The sequence below is a fragment of the Flavobacterium sp. JP2137 genome, assembly GCF_050562195.1.
Taxonomy (GTDB): domain Bacteria; phylum Bacteroidota; class Bacteroidia; order Flavobacteriales; family Flavobacteriaceae; genus Flavobacterium.
In genome coordinates this window covers 2233684-2251420 of record NZ_CP191647.1, presented here as the reverse complement: position 1 = coordinate 2251420, position 17737 = coordinate 2233684, and the positions used below count along the sequence as shown (strand labels likewise).

At 38.9% G+C, this 17737-nt stretch carries 14 protein-coding genes; 12 read left to right on the top strand and 2 right to left on the bottom strand.

What is annotated here, in order from left to right; genetic code table 11:
- Position 1 precedes the first annotated feature (1 nt).
- From ACQZ43_RS09840 to ACQZ43_RS09785, 12 genes are all read left to right on the top strand, one after another.
- Positions 2-1447, top strand: coding sequence for a glycosyltransferase family 2 protein (locus tag ACQZ43_RS09840; protein ID WP_430612153.1), 1446 nt, complete (start codon positions 2-4; stop codon positions 1445-1447).
- An 84-nt stretch (positions 1448-1531) separates the two neighbouring features.
- Positions 1532-4396 (top strand): tetratricopeptide repeat protein, encoded by a 2865-nt coding sequence (locus tag ACQZ43_RS09835; protein ID WP_430612151.1) that lies wholly within the window; start codon positions 1532-1534, stop codon positions 4394-4396.
- A gap of 4 nt (positions 4397-4400) precedes the next feature.
- Positions 4401-6491: a DUF4838 domain-containing protein gene (locus tag ACQZ43_RS09830; RefSeq protein WP_430612149.1), complete on the top strand. Its 2091-nt coding sequence runs from the start codon at positions 4401-4403 to the stop codon at positions 6489-6491.
- Between the two features lie 3 nt (positions 6492-6494).
- Complete coding sequence (locus ACQZ43_RS09825; protein WP_430612147.1) at positions 6495-7001, top strand: DUF1573 domain-containing protein; 507 nt, start codon at positions 6495-6497, stop codon at positions 6999-7001.
- A 213-nt stretch (positions 7002-7214) separates the two neighbouring features.
- The gene (locus ACQZ43_RS09820) at positions 7215-9428 is read left to right on the top strand and encodes a hypothetical protein (protein WP_430612145.1); all 2214 of its coding nucleotides are present in this window, start codon (positions 7215-7217) and stop codon (positions 9426-9428) included.
- A 706-nt stretch (positions 9429-10134) separates the two neighbouring features.
- On the top strand, positions 10135-10695 hold the full coding sequence (locus ACQZ43_RS09815) for a hypothetical protein (RefSeq protein WP_430612143.1): 561 nt from the start codon (positions 10135-10137) through the stop codon (positions 10693-10695).
- 111 nt (positions 10696-10806) lie between these two features.
- Positions 10807-11058, top strand: a complete 252-nt coding sequence (locus ACQZ43_RS09810) for a hypothetical protein (protein WP_430612141.1) — start codon at positions 10807-10809, stop codon at positions 11056-11058.
- Positions 11059-11776: 718 nt separating this feature from the next.
- Positions 11777-12337 carry a hypothetical protein gene (locus tag ACQZ43_RS09805; RefSeq protein ID WP_430612139.1) on the top strand — a complete coding sequence of 187 codons (561 nt, stop codon included), beginning with the start codon at positions 11777-11779 and terminating at the stop codon, positions 12335-12337.
- Positions 12338-13156: 819 nt separating this feature from the next.
- Positions 13157-13393: a hypothetical protein gene (locus ACQZ43_RS09800; protein ID WP_430612137.1), complete on the top strand. Its 237-nt coding sequence runs from the start codon at positions 13157-13159 to the stop codon at positions 13391-13393.
- A gap of 13 nt (positions 13394-13406) precedes the next feature.
- Positions 13407-13973, top strand: coding sequence for a hypothetical protein (locus tag ACQZ43_RS09795; RefSeq protein WP_430612135.1), 567 nt, complete (start codon positions 13407-13409; stop codon positions 13971-13973).
- 125 nt (positions 13974-14098) lie between these two features.
- Positions 14099-14872 carry a glucose 1-dehydrogenase gene (locus tag ACQZ43_RS09790; RefSeq protein ID WP_430612133.1) on the top strand — a complete coding sequence of 258 codons (774 nt, stop codon included), beginning with the start codon at positions 14099-14101 and terminating at the stop codon, positions 14870-14872.
- Positions 14873-14929: 57 nt separating this feature from the next.
- Entirely contained in the window at positions 14930-15502 is a 573-nt protein-coding gene (locus tag ACQZ43_RS09785; protein WP_430612131.1) for a hypothetical protein, read from the top strand.
- Between the two features lie 143 nt (positions 15503-15645).
- On the opposite strand, the gene ACQZ43_RS09780 is transcribed toward ACQZ43_RS09785, so the two are convergent.
- Both ACQZ43_RS09780 and guaB read right to left on the bottom strand, forming a co-directional pair.
- Positions 15646-15864: a PLDc N-terminal domain-containing protein gene (locus ACQZ43_RS09780; RefSeq protein ID WP_430612129.1), complete on the bottom strand. Its 219-nt coding sequence runs from the start codon at positions 15862-15864 to the stop codon at positions 15646-15648.
- A gap of 382 nt (positions 15865-16246) precedes the next feature.
- Entirely contained in the window at positions 16247-17719 is a 1473-nt protein-coding gene (gene guaB, locus ACQZ43_RS09775; RefSeq protein WP_430612127.1) for an IMP dehydrogenase, read from the bottom strand.
- Positions 17720-17737 lie beyond the last annotated feature (18 nt).

Sequence of the window (17737 nt, the reverse complement as noted above, 5' to 3'; positions counted from 1 at the left end):
TATGGAAATCCTTATTCAATTTTACCAATATTTCGTATTTTTTTACGCTACAGTACTGGTATTAATCGCATTAATCTTAGGTTTTTTCGGTTATTTAAACACGGCTAAAAACAAAACTAAATACACCCTTAAGGAGGAGCAAATTTTACTCGAACACCACGAGATTGCTCCTCCAATTTCGGTAATCGCTGGTGCTTTTAACGAAGAGGTGGTGGTGGTTGATGCCACTCGTGCCTTCCTCGATTTAGATTATCCCAATTACGAAGTGGTCATTGTAAACGACGGCAGTAAAGACGCTACGCTGAGCTTGCTGATCGATGCCTTCGATTTGGTTGAAGTACCGCATTATATCATTGAAAAGGTGCTGTGTAAACCGATTAAAAGGGTATTTAAATCGACCAATCCCCTTTACCACACACTCACGGTAGTGGATAAAATCAATGGGGGCACCAAGGCAGATGCTATGAATGCGGGTCTCAACATCGCTAAATACGATTACTTTATCAATACGGATGTAGATTGTATCTTGGCCAAAGATACCCTGACCAAAGTAATCCTACCGGTACTGGATTCTAAAATACCGGTGATTGCCGTTGGCGCAACTATGCGTATGGTCAATGGCTGTGAAATCGATCACGTCAATATGACCCGAGTGCGTCCGCCTCGTAGTTTTTTTCCAATTTTTCAAGAAACGGAATACCTTCGCTCTTATCTGATTACCAAGATGGGATGGGCGTATTTTAATGCCTTGCCCAATGTATCGGGGGGATTTGGATTATTTGACAAAAACGTCGTGATTGCAGCCGGCGGTTATGATCCGGAGTCGCATGCCGAAGATATGGATATGACTTTGCGAATTATTGCACACATGAGAAACAACCAACTGCCCTATAGGGTCGTCAATACCCCGCACAGTTGTTGTTGGACAGAAGGCCCCCCCAATTTAAAAATCTTATACCGACAACGTTCGCGTTGGGGTCGCGGTTTATTACAGATATTCTTTGTACATCACCGCTATTTATTCAATCGAAAATACGGTCGTATGGGCTTAATCACTTTGCCTTTTATACTTTTTTTTGAACTTTTAGCGCCTATTATTGAAATAATTGGCTTGTTTTTCTTACTCTACCTCTTTCTGACTGCTCAAGTTAATATGAAGACCTTTTGGCTGATGTTTTCCTATGTATACTTGATCGGTTTGTGTATTTCAATATTTACGATTTCATTGGATTTTTCCGTTAAAAAACAATATCGCACCCTGTCCGAATACCTACAACTGATTGCGTTCTCTTCGCTAGAAGCCTTTGTATACCATCCTTTTATCATGGTATTTACCCTAGTTGGCTATGTTCAACTCTTAACACAAAAAGAATTTAAGTGGGGTAAGATGACTCGAAAAGGATTTACACAATCTGAAACCGCAGCGAATTTAAAAAAAGCATCTTAGCAGCACTCGGGCTTTCCCCTTGTATTTATCAAAATAAACCCCCCATAAAGATACAGCATGTCTTTAAAAAAATACAATCGATCCATGAAAACAATAAGACACAAGGTCTTAACCTCCAACTATTCCCTGCGCAACGGTATACTGTTGATGCTATTATTGTCAAGCATTTTTTCTTATGGACAAATCGATATAGACCTGAATGACAAAGAGGCCCTTACAGAAAAAATCAATTCTTTTTGCAAAAAAGGCGAATGGGAAACCGCTAAAAACTGGCTGGACATTTCCCTAAAAAAACATCCCGATGATTCCGAATTACGCATGTTACTCGGGAAGTATTACATCGAAAAAAAGCGGTATCAAAAAGCGCGTTTTGAGTTGAATAAATCGCTGATAATAAAACCGAATAACAGCGATTCAAAAAAGCTTTTACTGCATCTGGAAACAGTAACAAAGCGGTATTCCAGTGCCATAGGTTATGTCAATGACTTGTTGAAATCCAGTCCTTATTCCAAGGAATTATGGTTAAAAAAAATCGATTTATACCGCAAACAAGGCAATGCAATAGAGGCCGATCGACTGCTGAAACGATTGGCCGAAATCTATCCCGAGGACCCCTCTATTCTCCGCAATCTCAACTATCAGATGGAAGTCGCCATCGCACAAAAGAGAAAACTCGGTCAGTTCGACGAGGTGATTGAATTAAATAAAAGTCTTTTAAAAGCAAATCCGACTACTTTGGAATACTATCTGGACCTGATCGATCTGTACATCAAAACAGGCGATTATTCCCAGGCGTTAAACATCACGGAAAGGGGGTTAAATCAATTTCCAAACCGCAGTGAATTGGTGTTAAAGAAGTTGAGTTTATACGATCAAAGCCAACAATATGAAGCGGGCTTACAGTATATTAATCAACAAAAGAAATTGAGTAACTCGTCGTATTTAGATCAACAATACGATTATTTTCTAAGCCTTGCAGCACAGTCGGTCAAAAACGGAAATCCCTTGGTCTTATTTGGAAAGATCTTGGAGAAGGACGCCGGAAATACAGAAGCATTTGACCAGGTATTCAATCAACTGGTCGCCCAACACCAATACGATGAAGCTTTAGCGGTTTTAAACCGCTATCGGAAAGCGACGGGAAACAGCAAAAACTTAGATTTAAGGGAATTGACCGTTTCCAAAGCAATCGGCGATGTTTTTAAAACAAAAGCACTGCTGCGAAAACTCTACGCCAAATACCCCCAAGATCTCGATTTACAAGCGGCTTACGTACAACTAACCATTCAAGATGCCCAAGATGCGATGCGCGACAACAATTACACCATGAGTCTCGACCTTTGGAAAACCGTAAATCAATTGGGCGATCAAGTACAAATTGACCTGGCGCGTGCGGGACTATACCACACCTATTTGCAAATGGGCAATTACAGCGAAGCCGAAGCCACTTTAAATGCCATGTCTGATTGGCAATCCCAGCAAATTCCCCATTTTTTTAAAATGGCCGAACTCTATTACCTGCAAAATCGCATAGACGATGCAATCACTTCCTATGAACTAGGCATCCAAAAGACAGATCTCGCGCAAAAGGCCTATGCCTTAAAAGGCTACGAAGAATTAATGGTAAAAATCATTAAAAAATCTTTGGAAGATTTTGCCTTTCCCACAGCGATGCAACACACAGCGCGCTGGCTCGAACAAGATTCCATAAATCAACAAGCCTTGCATTACGCCATCAATTTTTCCGTCACTATGAAACAATGGAAAAACATGAAACATTATGCCCAAATTGCCGCGGATGCTTATCCCTCCGACAGCCATTTTAAAATAAAGTTGGCCGAGTCGCTTCAGTTAAGTGATCACAATTACGAAGAGTCGCTACAATTGCTTAGTGCGGCAGTCACTGCCAATCCCTATCACGAAAAATTGTCCGCTGCATATATCCAAACTGTTAGCAACTATTCCCAACAGCTTTTAAAAGATAAAAACGCACAACGATTGTTGGATTTAACCACTACAGCACTGGCTCTAAACCCCAATGATAAAGAAATCAAATACTTAAAAGGCCTGGCTTACGAGCAACAGAAAAATGATTCTGCGTATTACTACCAAAAGAATTATGAACCCGCACTCTTAGAGGTGGCTGAGTTTAAGCAGCACTTAAATTATCTGTATTTCAAAACCTTAAAAAACCAACTAAGTACCACTCAAATCATCTCGCGCCTTCAAAACAGCGGTTCGTTTCAGAATACCACGAATTTGCTTTACAGTCGTCAAGGCGAAAATCAGCTGTGGACTGCCCAAGCAAATTATACCGGGAAATCGGATGGACAGGGAGTTCAAGGAATTGCGGGATGGACAAAACAGTGGTCACCGCGTTGGTCTCATCAAATCGGACTGGGAATTGCCAATAATTACTTTCCTAAAATAATAACTGAAGCTTCGCTGATTCGCTCTTGGACAAATGGTTGGGAAGGAGAAGCAGGACTAGGTTTTAGACAATTATCAACCGATGAAAAACTCTATAACCTCCTCTTTAGTGTTTCCAAAGAATTTGACGATTTTCGCATCGATTTAAAGTTAAATCAATTTTCACTTGAAAAGATTTGGCTTTATAATCTCGGTATCAACGGGAAATACTTTATGGAATCGCCCAAAAATTATTTGTTGCTACTCGGTGGTATTGGTTCCAGTCCAGCGGTTGAATTAATCGACCTGCAAAACCTCAACACCTTTTCTATTATCAATACACAAGTAGGTGCCGGTATGGGACGATTAATCGCTAAAAACATCTCCGCCAATATCATAGGCACTTGGTACCATTTCAAAAGCCAGGACCAAGTCACTATTTACGGTGAGGAAAACAATTCCATGCCCACGTCGATTCAAAATAATTTTAGTTATAAAAATTTTTACACCTTATACCTTCATGTCAATGTTGCCTTTTAAATTGATGATGGTAACATTATTCAGTCTGTTTTCGAGTTGTAGAACAAATGCCCCGAACACCTTGCAATCGGAATCCTTTGTAATTGTATACGGCGATACTCATCGCGATACCAACTACAAATGGGCTAATTACCTCTTTAGTCATCTAAAAAAAAGAAGTGTTGGCGGTCCGAAAATCAGTATTGCAAACGAGGCAACCGCCTTGGCAACGGGAGCATTTATACTGCAAATAGACATACAACCCGAGCATACCCACAGTTACGAAATTGTACGAGCGCCAAACAAACTCCAATTGATTGCCCGTTCAGAAGCCACAGCGCTTTGGTTGATTTACGAGCTTATCGAAAGGATTGGCGAAGATAATCCCAGTGTAGACATTGCCGACCTTCCCCCTGCTACGCTTACTTTTAGCAGTTCCAAAAAAGACTTCGATTTTGATTATCGCGAAGCCTTTTTATCACCCAACACCCATGTTGACTATGCCCGTATACTCGGAAACAACTCCATCGATGCCGATTGGGGAATATGGGGACACCAACTAGCCCAAATCGTCGACCGCGAGGATTCCAGTATTTGGGCAGAAGTAAACGGTAAAAAAACAAACGAACAACTTTGTTTTAGCGCTACTTCGCTGTACTTACAAATCAAAGCGCATATCATCGATCAGCACGGGGATGCACCTACGCTTCATTTTATGATTGCTCCAAACGACAATGATTTGGTGTGCACTTGTTCGTCTTGTCAACGCGCGAAAAACACCAGTACCAACGCTGCAGCTGCCGTATCGCTATTGATCAATCGACTGGCAAAAGATTTTCCAACGGCCCGGTTTTATATGTTGGCCTATAGAAGTACCCAAACAGCTGCTGACATACCACTGGAAAAAAACGTAGGCGTATTTATCAGTACCATCGACCTGCCAAAAGGGCAAAAATTCGATGAAAACAGCGGCCCGTTTAAAGCCTTTAAACAATCGCTAAATCGTTGGAAAAAGCAAACCAACGCCATTTATCTGTGGGATTACGCCGCCAATTTTGACGACTACCTCACTCCTATTCCCGTTTTAACGGGATTTCAAGAACAGCTTAAAACATTCAAATCCCTAGGTATAAAAGGAATATTTGTCAATGCCAGCGGATATGATTACGCCCCTTTTGACGATGTAAAAACCTATGTGTTATCCGCGCTGATGAAGGACGTCAATAGCGATGTTCCCGAATTGATTTCACGTTATTTTAAACGATTTTATCCCATGAACCACCAACTCTTAGAATCGTTTTATACCCAACTCGAAGGCGAGTTTCAAAAAAAAAGCAGGGACTATCCCCTATATGCCGACTTTGAGACCGCTCGGCAAAGTTATTTCGACCCAGCAGCATTTATCCCTTTCTACAACGCCTTAAACCGTAGTTTGTCAAAGACGAAAAATCCCGAAAGAGAAAAGTTAGAAAAGCTCTATACCGCTCTAAGTTTTACCAAACTACAACTCGATTATAATAGCGGTTTTCAACCGGGTGGGGCATTGGTCAAAATCGACAACCAAATTGCCGTTAGCACTACAAGTCGACAAAACGTCTCTTTTCTCAGAAAAACAGCGCAAAAACACCGGATTAAAAATTATAGCGAACGCCACGATTTGGATACTTATCTCAACCAATGGCAACAATGGATGGACGTATCCTATGCCGAAAATCGACTTACAACGGCTGATTTACGGATAAAAAACGCCGAGTTAAACGCATTGGCAGATGGTAAACTCGGTTTTAATCACGATTTTTTAATGGGATGGGTTATAGTCAACAAAGATTTAAACCTTGCTATAAAACAATTACCAACTACTGCATCAACTGTAGTATTGCGCTTCTTAAATGATTCGACGCATCACATTTACCCGCCAAGGGAAGTCTGTATCACTGATTTCAATGCTGCCACAGTACTTTATCCGACAACGATTACGGAGGAGAAAACGCTGACGACCTACCGATTCCACATCCCAGAACATCAACCAAATACCGCCCTAAACATACAAATCATCAACCATATCAAGCCAAAAAGTCAATGGGCTTGTGATGAAATTCAATTCTTAAAAAATTAACCCATGAAAAAATCAATCTATATAAGCTGCATATTGCTATGTATCGCGTCGTCTTGCACGGATTTATCAAACCAAAAAACCCGTATAGAAATTGAAGACAATGAACGTCATTATTCCCCTGTACGCTTCGAACAGGAATTGGAAATCGTCTATAAAATTAAAAACACCGGAAGCGCGCCCTTAGTCATCGATGAAGTGTTCACTTCTTGCAGTTGTATAACAGTAGAAAACAGTTCAACCAAAATGATTCCGGAAGGCCAGGAAGGTTTTATCTTTCTAAGCTATACCGCCAATTCAACGGTGGGTTATGCCAAACATTTTATTTCGCTTTATGGCAACTTTGAAGACAGTGATTGTCAAGAATTGATTTTCGACATCCATATCGTCCCCCCTCATCTATACACCAAAGATTACGAAGATGTATTTAGGGAGGAAAACTTAAAAAATGGGGCTGTAAAAAAACTCGTAGATGGCGATGAGACCAGCAAAGGGTATTATGTCGATGAATAGTATCAAAACATCGGTTTTTAAAGTTCAAACTTTAACACTTCCCTGTATATCAAAACAATACCGATTAATTTTTTTTTATTATATTTAAATCCTCCCAGATTTGGATGATGTTTTTTTGTTACTCTTCTATAATATTTTGAGCCGGCAGAGTAAATTAAAACTGCGCTATACTGCTTATTATCATATAAAGATTAATTTAAAAAAACTGGTATTATGATTTTTAAAAACCATAAAAAATATGGAGACAATTATCCTTTTAACTCCAAAAACTACCCGCTTAGCAAAGAGTTAAAAAATTATTCCGCTAGAAAGTTAGGTCGGGCATTTTTCTCCGATGGAAATGTAAAAGACCTCGGAATGCCGATAATTTATGATTCCGTTCAAATTTTTGACCACTCCAATATAGGTATAAGCAATACACCTATGTATTACAAGTTTTATGAAATAAAACTCGTCATCTATACCTTAGATAATTATGATGATTTACTTGATAAATACCCTAAAGCGGATTTAGATTTTGATGAAATCTGTGTTTTTTTCTGTGTACAAGAGCAAGAAGTAATCACGAAAGTAAAATTGGGAGACAGTTTACAGAAATATTCCCGCTTTAAAAGCGTACAAGATACGGCCTCCTTTTCATTCACTGTTCCTCTAAAAAAAATACAAGAAAAAACAATTACTACCCAAAGCATACTCGATTTCTTAAGTGTGGATCAAGCGCTCTTTCCTTCAAACCTTATACAGAATTATAAAACGATTGCACTAGATGAAGTATACTTTTTAGATCAGAATGACCAAATTCTCGTCCAAAAATTTGACCCACACCTGGGACTGCCCGTCTCCCCAATCTTATATGGAGAACAGCTAAAAATACGTGTTACAGGTAAACAGATTCCCGAAAACACCGCGGTATCAATAAAATTACTAGCGAAGACCGATCGACTTTTAGAAGGAATCGAAAAGCTGGAATGGACTGTAAAATTCCAAGATAATATAGCCGAAACACCCTATTTCATTATTCCCTTATACTGGTTTGACGAGCAAATTCTAAAATACAATTACCCTCAAAAAACGCGCCAGGCCATAGATTTCCAGCCAAAAGCCTTTACAACCACTTTTAAAGAAAGTCCTCCCATATTTTCTATCGAAGTCCGTTATGACAAAACCCAAAAACTGTTCCCCAAAAAACAACACCTCTTAATTCCCAACAGCTATCGCAGAAATTATGAGGAATTTATTGGGCGGTTTCAAAACAAGAACGCCACGACTTACGAAGATTATTATATTGCCCTAAATCCCGAAATTGAGAAACTGGTTGATAATTTTATCGATTATATCTATCACTTCGACGACGAAGTATATAAATATTTGACGTATACAACTCATCGGATCGATCAAACCAAACACGGCCAACGCGAATACAAAAACCTCGTTAGAAGAGTCGAAACAGTGGCCAGTGACTTGTGGAAAAAGGCATTGATCCCATTTGCTAAAAATGATTTACAGCACTACGATGACCGCCCGTTATATTGGGCGAGACTAAAGATGCAGTCGCAACTCAAACGTTTACCCCTTTTTAAAGAAGACATCGATTTTGAAAAATCGCAGCTAATAAAAGGCTCAAAACTCGACGAAATCATCACCTTATTTGAAGAGAAAAGCAGGAATTACACCAATATCGATTTTGGTTCTACCCCTTTGAAAAAAATCTTAATTACCGGATTTGACCCCTTCTATTTAAACTCCATTGAACAGTCAGCCGACCAAAACATCGAGCAATCCAATCCATCGGGCTGTGTCGCTTTATATCTAGAGGCCAATGGATTGCAATATTCCAAAATACAAACAATGCTTGTTCCCGTGCGCTTTACCGATTTTGACAATTCTCAAAACCCACAGCGGGGACAAGGAACTGGAATTATAGAAAAATACATCCAGCCGTGGATTAAGAAAGTCGATATGATAATCACCATTAGTCAAGGAAATCCCAACGCATACAATCTCGATGTATTTTCAACGGTTAGAAGAGGAGCACTAAGCGACAATATGAATTTCACAAGAGTAAACAAAAGCAAATGCCTGGCCCAATCAGCTCCCGAAACGCTCGTTAGCACCATTCCAGACAGCCTCACTAAAGCCCCTTCCAAAGCGCTCTTTTTTGGTTTATATTACCTTCATGCCAGATCTTATACGGCTACTAAAGAAAACTACCCTACACATCGCATCGATGAAGGCCCGGGAGGTAATTTTTTATCCAACGAAATTTTTTACCGCGTAGCAAAATTGCGTAATGAAAACAATCCCACCTTGGAAACCGGCCATTTTCACGTTCCTCCGTTGCAAATAGACAATAAAAAATTTAGTCCAAAAGATACGACAGACCTTATTAATAATGTTATACAAGCCTTTGAGGCTTCTGGATTATAAATGTACTTTGAACCCGATTGCGCGATTGTTATATGTTCATAACCAAAATTTTACCGTGTTGTCCTGAGCAGAAAAATCACGATACAGCCACCAAACTAAAATCACTCACTTATGAAACCAACCCATTTACTCTTTATCATCTTTTTTTACTCCGTTTCGACTTTTTCTCAACCACAATACATTTATTACACACTCCTTAAATTCAGATTAGAAAGCGCGAACGATACCGTCACTTTGGCGCACCTAAAAAACTTAGATGTTAAATTCTACCTGTCCAATTTTACTAAGAGAAAATACCCTCCTACCGTGAAATACGATGTGTCAATTAAAGAATTCACCTTTTATTCTACCTTTTATCCAAGTGACCAGCCCAGCTTATATATCTTCTCCAAAAAGAATACCGTTAAAATTAGCATGCCCTTACATCTTGGTTTATTACATAGCAAACCAAAATCAATGTCGATAAAACCATTGATTAAGCTGCAAAGCGCTTTTTATGATTTTGGTCAAAATCGGCATTTTAAATCGTTTTTTTACGAGTTCAACCCATCCTGTCAATATACAAAAGAAGGTTACCCTACTTTTTATTTTGACTTACCCAAAAAAGAGCCCGTAAAAATCGATAAAAAACCAATAGATTTTACAGAAATCACCGTCAACACCGACCCATTTACAATACAACATCTCTTTTAATACAAACAACAAGATGAAAAAACTCTTATCCTTAGCTTTCCACATTATAGGCTTTTTTACTGCCCTAGCCCAACCCAATGCGTTGAAATATGTCGAATATGAATTTGCTATTGTTAAAGATCAATACACCCATACCACATATAGTTTAGAAAAATTAAGAGACGAAAAAACAGATCTGCGATTCTACACCAAAGGCGGTAAATTCGATCGAATAACTTATACCCATAACAACGACAGATTCACTTTTAACAGCTTTAGTGTGCTTGATTCCATTTTGCTGTATGTGGCCTATTCGAATACTAGGATTATGAAAGTGCAGTTGCCCACTTTTATTCAAAATGAACAAGAATTCAAGAAAACCCTAGCCATGCCAATACCCTTTTATACAAGTGGCAAAAGCAACGCTTACAACCTCAATATTCCCATCGTTAGATTTCTAGTTCTTAATAACAACAGCTGTATGTATACGCAAAGAGGTCATGAACTCTTTAAATTTAAATTGGAATACAAAGAAATCAATTCCGAAGAAATGGACTTAGATAGTTTAAAGGAAATAACACTGAAAATAGAATGATAAAGGATATTTTATTGTTACTCTCCTATAACGTTTTGAGCCGGCAGAGTAAATTAAAACTGCGCTATACGGCTTATTACCATATAAAGATTAATTTAAAAAACAGCTATTATGATTTCTAAAAACCATAGAAAAGATGGAGACCGTTCTTCTTTTAACTCCAAAAACTACCCGCTCCGCAAAGAGTTAAAAAATTATTCAACTAAAAAGTTAGATCGGGCATTTTTCTCCGATGAAAATGTAAAAGACCTCAGGAGGCCCTTACTTTATAATCGCATTCCGCTTTTTGACAACTCGGATTTAGATATTAGCGTAGTCCTTATTAATAGTGTTATACAAGCCTTAGAGGTTTCTGGATTATAAATGTACTTTGAACCCTATTGCGCGATTGTTATATGTTCATAACGCCAATTCTACCGTGTTGTCTTGAACAGAAAAATTACGATACAGCCACCAAACTAAAATCACTCACTTATGAAACCAACCCATTTACTCTTTATCATCTTTTTTTACTCCGTTTCGACTTTTTCTCAACCACAATACATTTATTACACACTCCTTAAATTCAGATTAGAAAGCGCGAACGATACCGTCACTTTGGCGCACCTAAAAAACTTAGATGTTAAATTCTTCCTGTCCAATTTTATTAAGAGAAAATACCCTCCTACCGTGAAATACGATGTATCAAATAAAGAATTCACCTTTTATTCTACGTTTCATTCTACGTTTTATTCAAAAGACCAGCCCATCTTATATATCTTCTCCAAAAAGGATACCGTTAAAATTAGCATGCCCTTACATCTTGGTTTGTTACATAGCATCCCAAATTCAATGTCGATAAAACCATTGATTAAGCTGCAAAGCGCTTTTTATGATTTTGGTCAAAATCGGCTTTTTACATCGTTTTTTTACGAGTTCAACCCATCCTGTCAATATACAAAAGACGGTTACCCTACTTTTTATTTTGACTTACCCGAAAAAGAGCCCGTAAAAATCGATAAAAAACCAATAGATTTTACAGAAATCACCGTCAACACCGACCCATTTACAATACAACATCTCTTTTAATACAAACAACAAGATGAAAAAACTCTTATTCTTAGCTTTCCACATTATAGGCTTTTTTACTGCCCTAGCCCAACCCAACGCGTTGAAATATGTCGAATATGAATTTGCTATTGTTGAAGATCAAGACACCCATACCGCATATAGTTTAGAAAAGTTAAAAGACGAAAAAACAGAACTGCGATTCTACGCCAAAGGCGGTAAATTCAATCGAATAATTTATAGTAAAAATGACAATAAATTCACTTTTTTCAGCTTTAGTTTACTTGATTCCGTAACGCTTTTTGTCGCCTATTCGAATACTAGGATTATAAAAGTGCAGTTGCCCACTTTTATTCAAAATGAACAAGAATTCAAGAAAACCCTAGACATGCCAATACCCTTTTATACAAGTGGCAAAAGCAACGCTTACAACCTCAATATTCCCATCGTTAGATTTCTAGTTCTTAACAACTACAGTTGTATGTATTCGCTAAGACTTCATGAACTCTTTAAATTTAAATTGGAATACAAAGAAATCAATTCCGAAGAAATGGACTTAGATAGTTTAAAGGAAATAACACTACAAATCGAATGATAAAGGATGTTTTATTGTTACTCTCCTATAACGTTTTGAGCCGGCAGAGTAAATTAAAACTGCGCTATACGGCTTATTACCATATAAAGATTAATTTAAAAAACAGCTATTATGATTTCTAAAAACCATAGAAAAGATGGAGACCGTTCTTCTTTTAACTCCAAAAACTACCCGCTCCGCAAAGAGTTAAAAAATTATTCAACTAAAAAGTTAGATCGGGCATTTTAATCCGATGAAAATGTAAAAGACCTCAGGAGGCCCTTACTTTATAATCGCATTCCGCTTTTTGACAACTCGGATTTAGATATTAGCTTAGTCCTTATTAATAATGTTATACAAGCCTTGAAGGTTTCTGGATTATAAATGTACTTTGAACCCTATTGCGCGATTGTTATATGTTTATAACGACAATTTTACCGTGTTGTCCTGAGCAGAAAAATCACGATACAACCACCAAACTAAAACCACTCACTTATGAAACCAACCCATTTACTCTTTATCATCTTTTTTTACTCCGTTTCGACTTTTTCTCAACCACAATACGTTTATTACTCACTCCTTAAATTCAGATTAGAAAGCGCGAACGATACCGTCACTTTGGCGCACCTAAAAAACTTAGATGTTAAATTCTTCCTGTCAGATTTTAATATGAGAAACTACCCTCCTATCTTGAAATACGATGAGTCAAATAAAGAATTCACCTTTTATGCTACGTTTCATTCACAAGACCAGCCCAGCTTATATATTTTTTCCAAAAAGGATACCGTCAAATTAAGCATGCTCCTAATTCGGGGTCCACTATTTAACGAGCCACGATCAATGTCGATAAAACCATTGATTAAGCTGCAAAACGCTTTTTATGATTTTGAACAAAATCGACTTTTTAAAAAGTATTTTTACCAGATGAACCGAACCTGTCAATATACAAAAGACGGTTACCCTACTTTTTATTTTGACTTACCCGAAAAAGAGCCCGTAAAAATCGATAAAGAACTAAGAGTTTTCACAGAAATCACCGTCGAAACCGATCCATTTACAATACAACATCTCTTTTAATACAAATAACAAGATGAAAAAACTCTTATCCTTAGCTTTCCACATTATAGGCTTTTTTACTGCCCTAGCCCAACCCAATGCGTTGAAATATGTCGAATATGAATTTGCTATTGTTAAAGATCAATACACCCATACCACATATAGTATAGAAAAATTAAGAGACGAAAAAACAGATCTGCGATTCTACGCCAAAGGCGGTAAATTCTATCGAATAATTTATAGTAAAAATGACAATAAATTCACTTTTTTCAGCTTTAGTGTGCTTGATTCCATTTTGCTGTATGTGGCCTATTCGAATACTAGGATTATAAAAGTGCAGTTGCCCACTTTTATTCAAAATGAACAAGAATTCAAGAAAATCCTAGACATGCCAATACCCTTTTATACAAGTGGCAAAAGCAACGCTTACAACCTCAATATTCCCATCGTTCGATTTCTAGTTCTTAATAACAACAGCTGTATGTATACGCAAAGAGGTCATGAACTCTTTAATTTTAAATATATATTGGATTACAAAGAAATCAATTCCGAGGAAATGGACTTAGATAGTTTAAAGGAAATAACACTGAAAATCGAATGATAAAGGATATTTTTTAGTTAAAAGAGATCATTCACGTTTTTTATTGTAAATTGTATGCTAGGCGCATGATTATTAACGTGCATTACAGCCACAGAACCGTTTAATTAACCCATTTACAAAGCGATATGGATACTTCAAGTTTGTTTGATATAAAGGATAAAACAGCCATCATAACCGGTGGCGCTGCTGGAATAGGAAAAGCGAGTTGCCAGATATTGGCTGCCTTTGGAGCACAGGTAGTCGTATCGGACTACGACTTGGAAGCGGCGGAAGAAACCGCTGCCGAAATCCGGAAAAGCGGTGGAAAAGCCACGGCCTTTCGCTGCGATGTAACCAAGGATGAAGACCTCGTTGCCCTGGTAGATAACACCATCTCCCACTTTGGGGGGATTCATATTTTGGTCAATAATGCCGGCGGCGGCGGCGGTGGAAAAGAGAGTCCCGATCAAATTGAGGTTGCACAGTTTAAAAAAGTTTTTGAACTCAATGTATTTAGTATATGGAGGCTTTGCCAATTAGTAGCTCCGCACATGAGAGCGGCAGGATACGGCAGCATCGTCAACATCTCCTCGATGGCCTCAATCAACAGCAGTCCGGCCATCAGCGCGTACGCCTCGTCCAAAGCGGCAGTAAATCACTTAACCCGCAACATCGCCTTTGATTACGGACCAGAAATACGGGTAAATGCCATCGGACCAGGCGCGGTAAGAACCCATGCATTGAGTACGGTATTAACTCCTGAAATAGAAAAGACCATGCTTAAACACACTCCCTTAGCACGGCTGGGTGAACCCCAAGACATTGCAGGAGCCGTTTTGTATTTTGCCGCACCGATTTCCAGTTGGACCAGTGGGCAGGTTTTATTTGTCAATGGAGGTGGTGTGCAAACCTTGAATTGATTTTATCCCCGTAATAAATGCTTACTAACACCCCCTTAAAACACCTTATAAGAACTGATGTATCCCTTTAACGATTTTGAAATACAAGCCTCTGACCGCATATCACAGGCTTTTTTGACCCGAAAAATCACTACTTTTTATCGGGCCATCGAGTTTATTAAAAATTTGGAGTACGGAAGAAATTTGGACAAAACCGATTTAAGTACGGTTTTTTCGGATAACTGTGGTACTTGCAGTACCAAACACGCCGTATTAAAACAATTGGCTGCGGAGCACCACTTAGAAAACATCCAACTCACTCTGGGAATCTTTAAAATGACTGCCGTAAACACGCCCAAAGTACTTCCGGTATTGTCGAAATACCGCTTGGAATACTTACCCGAAGCCCATACTTATCTTAAATACCGTGCCCAAATCTACGACTTCACCTTCCCCAGCTCTACTGCTTCCGATTTTGAAAGCGAGCTGCTCTTTGAAATAGAAATTCAACCCCACCAGATCAACCGCCATAAAATCGATTTACACCGCATTTTTTTGGAGGATTGGCTGTCGGAAAACGCCGATATCACGTATTCTTTAGAAGAACTGTGGCATATACGCGAAGCCTGTATAGCCCAATTATCCCTTTAGCCATCGGTCGTCTTTTTCCATAAAAAAAAGCGACGTCAAGAGACTTCGCTTTTTTATTACTCGATTAAAGGACGGTATACCGCCCTTTTGATTCTTGCGAATCACACAATTTAAAAATATGAGTATTCCAATTCCGACACTTGCTAAGAAGTGGCGTATTTGGTTTTCTTGTCAGAAGTATAATGTTTAACGAGGTAAATGATACTGCCTAAAAAAGGTAAGGCAAGAAGAACAACCGTCCAATAAGTCTCTTTGTTTTTCTTAAGCTCGCTCTTGTACAATATGCTTAATGCCCATATCAAAGAGATCGCATACCATAATGATCCAAAAAACACTTGCTGTTGTGACACTACTGTTTCCATAAGTTTTTACGTTATTAAGTTAGCTTGTTTAACTATTGTTTTGTCTGTCACAAAGATACCTAAGATTTGCGCTTAATACGATTCCTGAATATTAAAGGTTTGTTATTAAATAGTTACCCATTTAAGTGTATTAGTGAGATTTTACTTACAAAGAAACGTTTTGCAGTTCCAAAATTACGAAATTCGCAATTTTTAACGATGCGCTCTGCGGCTAATTGAGCTTTTTCCGGGCTTTGGTTTAAAAATGACATTTTGGGCTATTTAAGCCTTGTACGCCCATTCCCATCGGTTTTCGTCCTGATCTACGATTTTTTCACTGTCCGGTATAAACAAAAAATCCGCACCAAAATGGGTGCGGATTTGTATTGGAATGTACTATATCTTATCTTGAATAATTGGGTGCTTCTTTGGTAATCGTCACATTATGCGGGTGACTTTCACCTATACCCGAAGCGGTTAAGCGGATAAAACGGGAAGTCTTTTGAAGTGTTTTCACATCTTTAGCACCGCAATACCCCATACCAGCGCGCAGGCCACCGATGAATTGTTGCATGCTTTCATCCAATTCTCCTTTATAGGGAACACGTCCTACGATTCCTTCGGGAACCAGTTTTTTCACATCGTCTTCGACATCTTGGAAATAACGGTCTTTAGAACCTTCTTTCATCGCTTCTACCGACCCCATACCGCGGTATGATTTGAATTTTCTACCTTCGAATATGATGGTTTCTCCGGGAGATTCCTTAGTACCTGCCAACATCGATCCCAACATCACACAGTCAGCACCTGCAGCCAAAGCCTTAGGGATGTCGCCTGTATAACGGATTCCGCCGTCGCCGATAACGGGAATACCCGTTCCTTCCAAAGCTGCAGCAACTTCTAAAATAGCCGAGAACTGTGGAAAACCAACCCCAGCAACCACGCGTGTTGTACAGATTGATCCCGGTCCAATACCCACTTTTACCGCATCGGCCCCATTCTCAACTAGAAACAAAGCCGCTTCTGGCGTTGCGATGTTACCAACTACTACGTCGATTTCTGGAAAATTGCTTTTCACCTCTTTTAACACGCTGATCACCCCTTTTGAATGTCCGTGTGCCGTATCGATAATCAAGGCATCTACCCCAGCAGCAACTAGTGCAGCGGCACGCTCTACAGCATCGGCTGTTACTCCTAATGCAGCAGCCACGCGCAAGCGACCAAATTTGTCTTTATTGGCGTTGGGCTTTTGGGTGAGCTTGGTAATATCTCTAAAAGTAATTAGTCCCACCAACTGATTGGACTTATTGACTACGGGAAGTTTTTCGATTTTGTTTTCTTGAAGTATGCCTTCGGCTTCGGGTAAAGTAGTTCCCTCTGCGGCAGTAACTATATTTTCTTTGGTCATCACCTCCAAAATAGAGCGCTCGTTGATCTTTTCGAAACGAAGGTCTCTATTGGTCACGATGCCCTTTAATACGCGATTTTCATCAACTACAGGAATACCGCCTATGCTGTATTCTGCCATGGCTCTTTTCGCATCCCCAACATTGGCAGACAAGGGTAAAGTTACCGGGTCGATAATCATACCGGACTCCGCTCGTTTTACCTTGCGCACCTCCGTGGCTTGTTGTTCGATAGTCATGTTTTTATGCAAAACACCGATACCACCCTCACGAGCCATAGCAATAGCCATAGCGCTTTCGGTCACGGTATCCATAGCAGCAGAAACTATAGGTACGTTTAACGTAATGTTTTTGGAAAATTTTGATTTGATACTTACCTCTCTGGGTAAGATTTCTGAGTAACTTGGAATCAACAATACATCGTCGTATGTCAATCCTTCTCCTATGATTTTGGCTGTATGTGCTTTCATTGCAATTTGTAGTTGAAT

Bases quoted from the DNA above. Each gene is read 5' to 3' on its own strand.
- ACQZ43_RS09840 (WP_430612153.1), top strand. From the start codon at position 2: ATGGAAATCCTTATTCAATTTTACCAATATTTCGTATTTTTTTACGCT.
- ACQZ43_RS09835 (WP_430612151.1), top strand. From the start codon at position 1,532: ATGAAAACAATAAGACACAAGGTCTTAACCTCCAACTATTCCCTGCGC.
- ACQZ43_RS09830 (WP_430612149.1), top strand. From the start codon at position 4,401: ATGATGGTAACATTATTCAGTCTGTTTTCGAGTTGTAGAACAAATGCC.
- ACQZ43_RS09825 (WP_430612147.1), top strand. From the start codon at position 6,495: ATGAAAAAATCAATCTATATAAGCTGCATATTGCTATGTATCGCGTCG.
- ACQZ43_RS09820 (WP_430612145.1), top strand. From the start codon at position 7,215: ATGATTTTTAAAAACCATAAAAAATATGGAGACAATTATCCTTTTAAC.
- ACQZ43_RS09815 (WP_430612143.1), top strand. From the start codon at position 10,135: ATGAAAAAACTCTTATCCTTAGCTTTCCACATTATAGGCTTTTTTACT.
- ACQZ43_RS09810 (WP_430612141.1), top strand. From the start codon at position 10,807: ATGATTTCTAAAAACCATAGAAAAGATGGAGACCGTTCTTCTTTTAAC.
- ACQZ43_RS09805 (WP_430612139.1), top strand. From the start codon at position 11,777: ATGAAAAAACTCTTATTCTTAGCTTTCCACATTATAGGCTTTTTTACT.
- ACQZ43_RS09800 (WP_430612137.1), top strand. From the start codon at position 13,157: ATGTCGATAAAACCATTGATTAAGCTGCAAAACGCTTTTTATGATTTT.
- ACQZ43_RS09795 (WP_430612135.1), top strand. From the start codon at position 13,407: ATGAAAAAACTCTTATCCTTAGCTTTCCACATTATAGGCTTTTTTACT.
- ACQZ43_RS09790 (WP_430612133.1), top strand. From the start codon at position 14,099: ATGGATACTTCAAGTTTGTTTGATATAAAGGATAAAACAGCCATCATA.
- ACQZ43_RS09785 (WP_430612131.1), top strand. From the start codon at position 14,930: ATGTATCCCTTTAACGATTTTGAAATACAAGCCTCTGACCGCATATCA.
- ACQZ43_RS09780 (WP_430612129.1), bottom strand. From the start codon at position 15,864: ATGGAAACAGTAGTGTCACAACAGCAAGTGTTTTTTGGATCATTATGG.
- guaB (WP_430612127.1), bottom strand. From the start codon at position 17,719: ATGAAAGCACATACAGCCAAAATCATAGGAGAAGGATTGACATACGAC.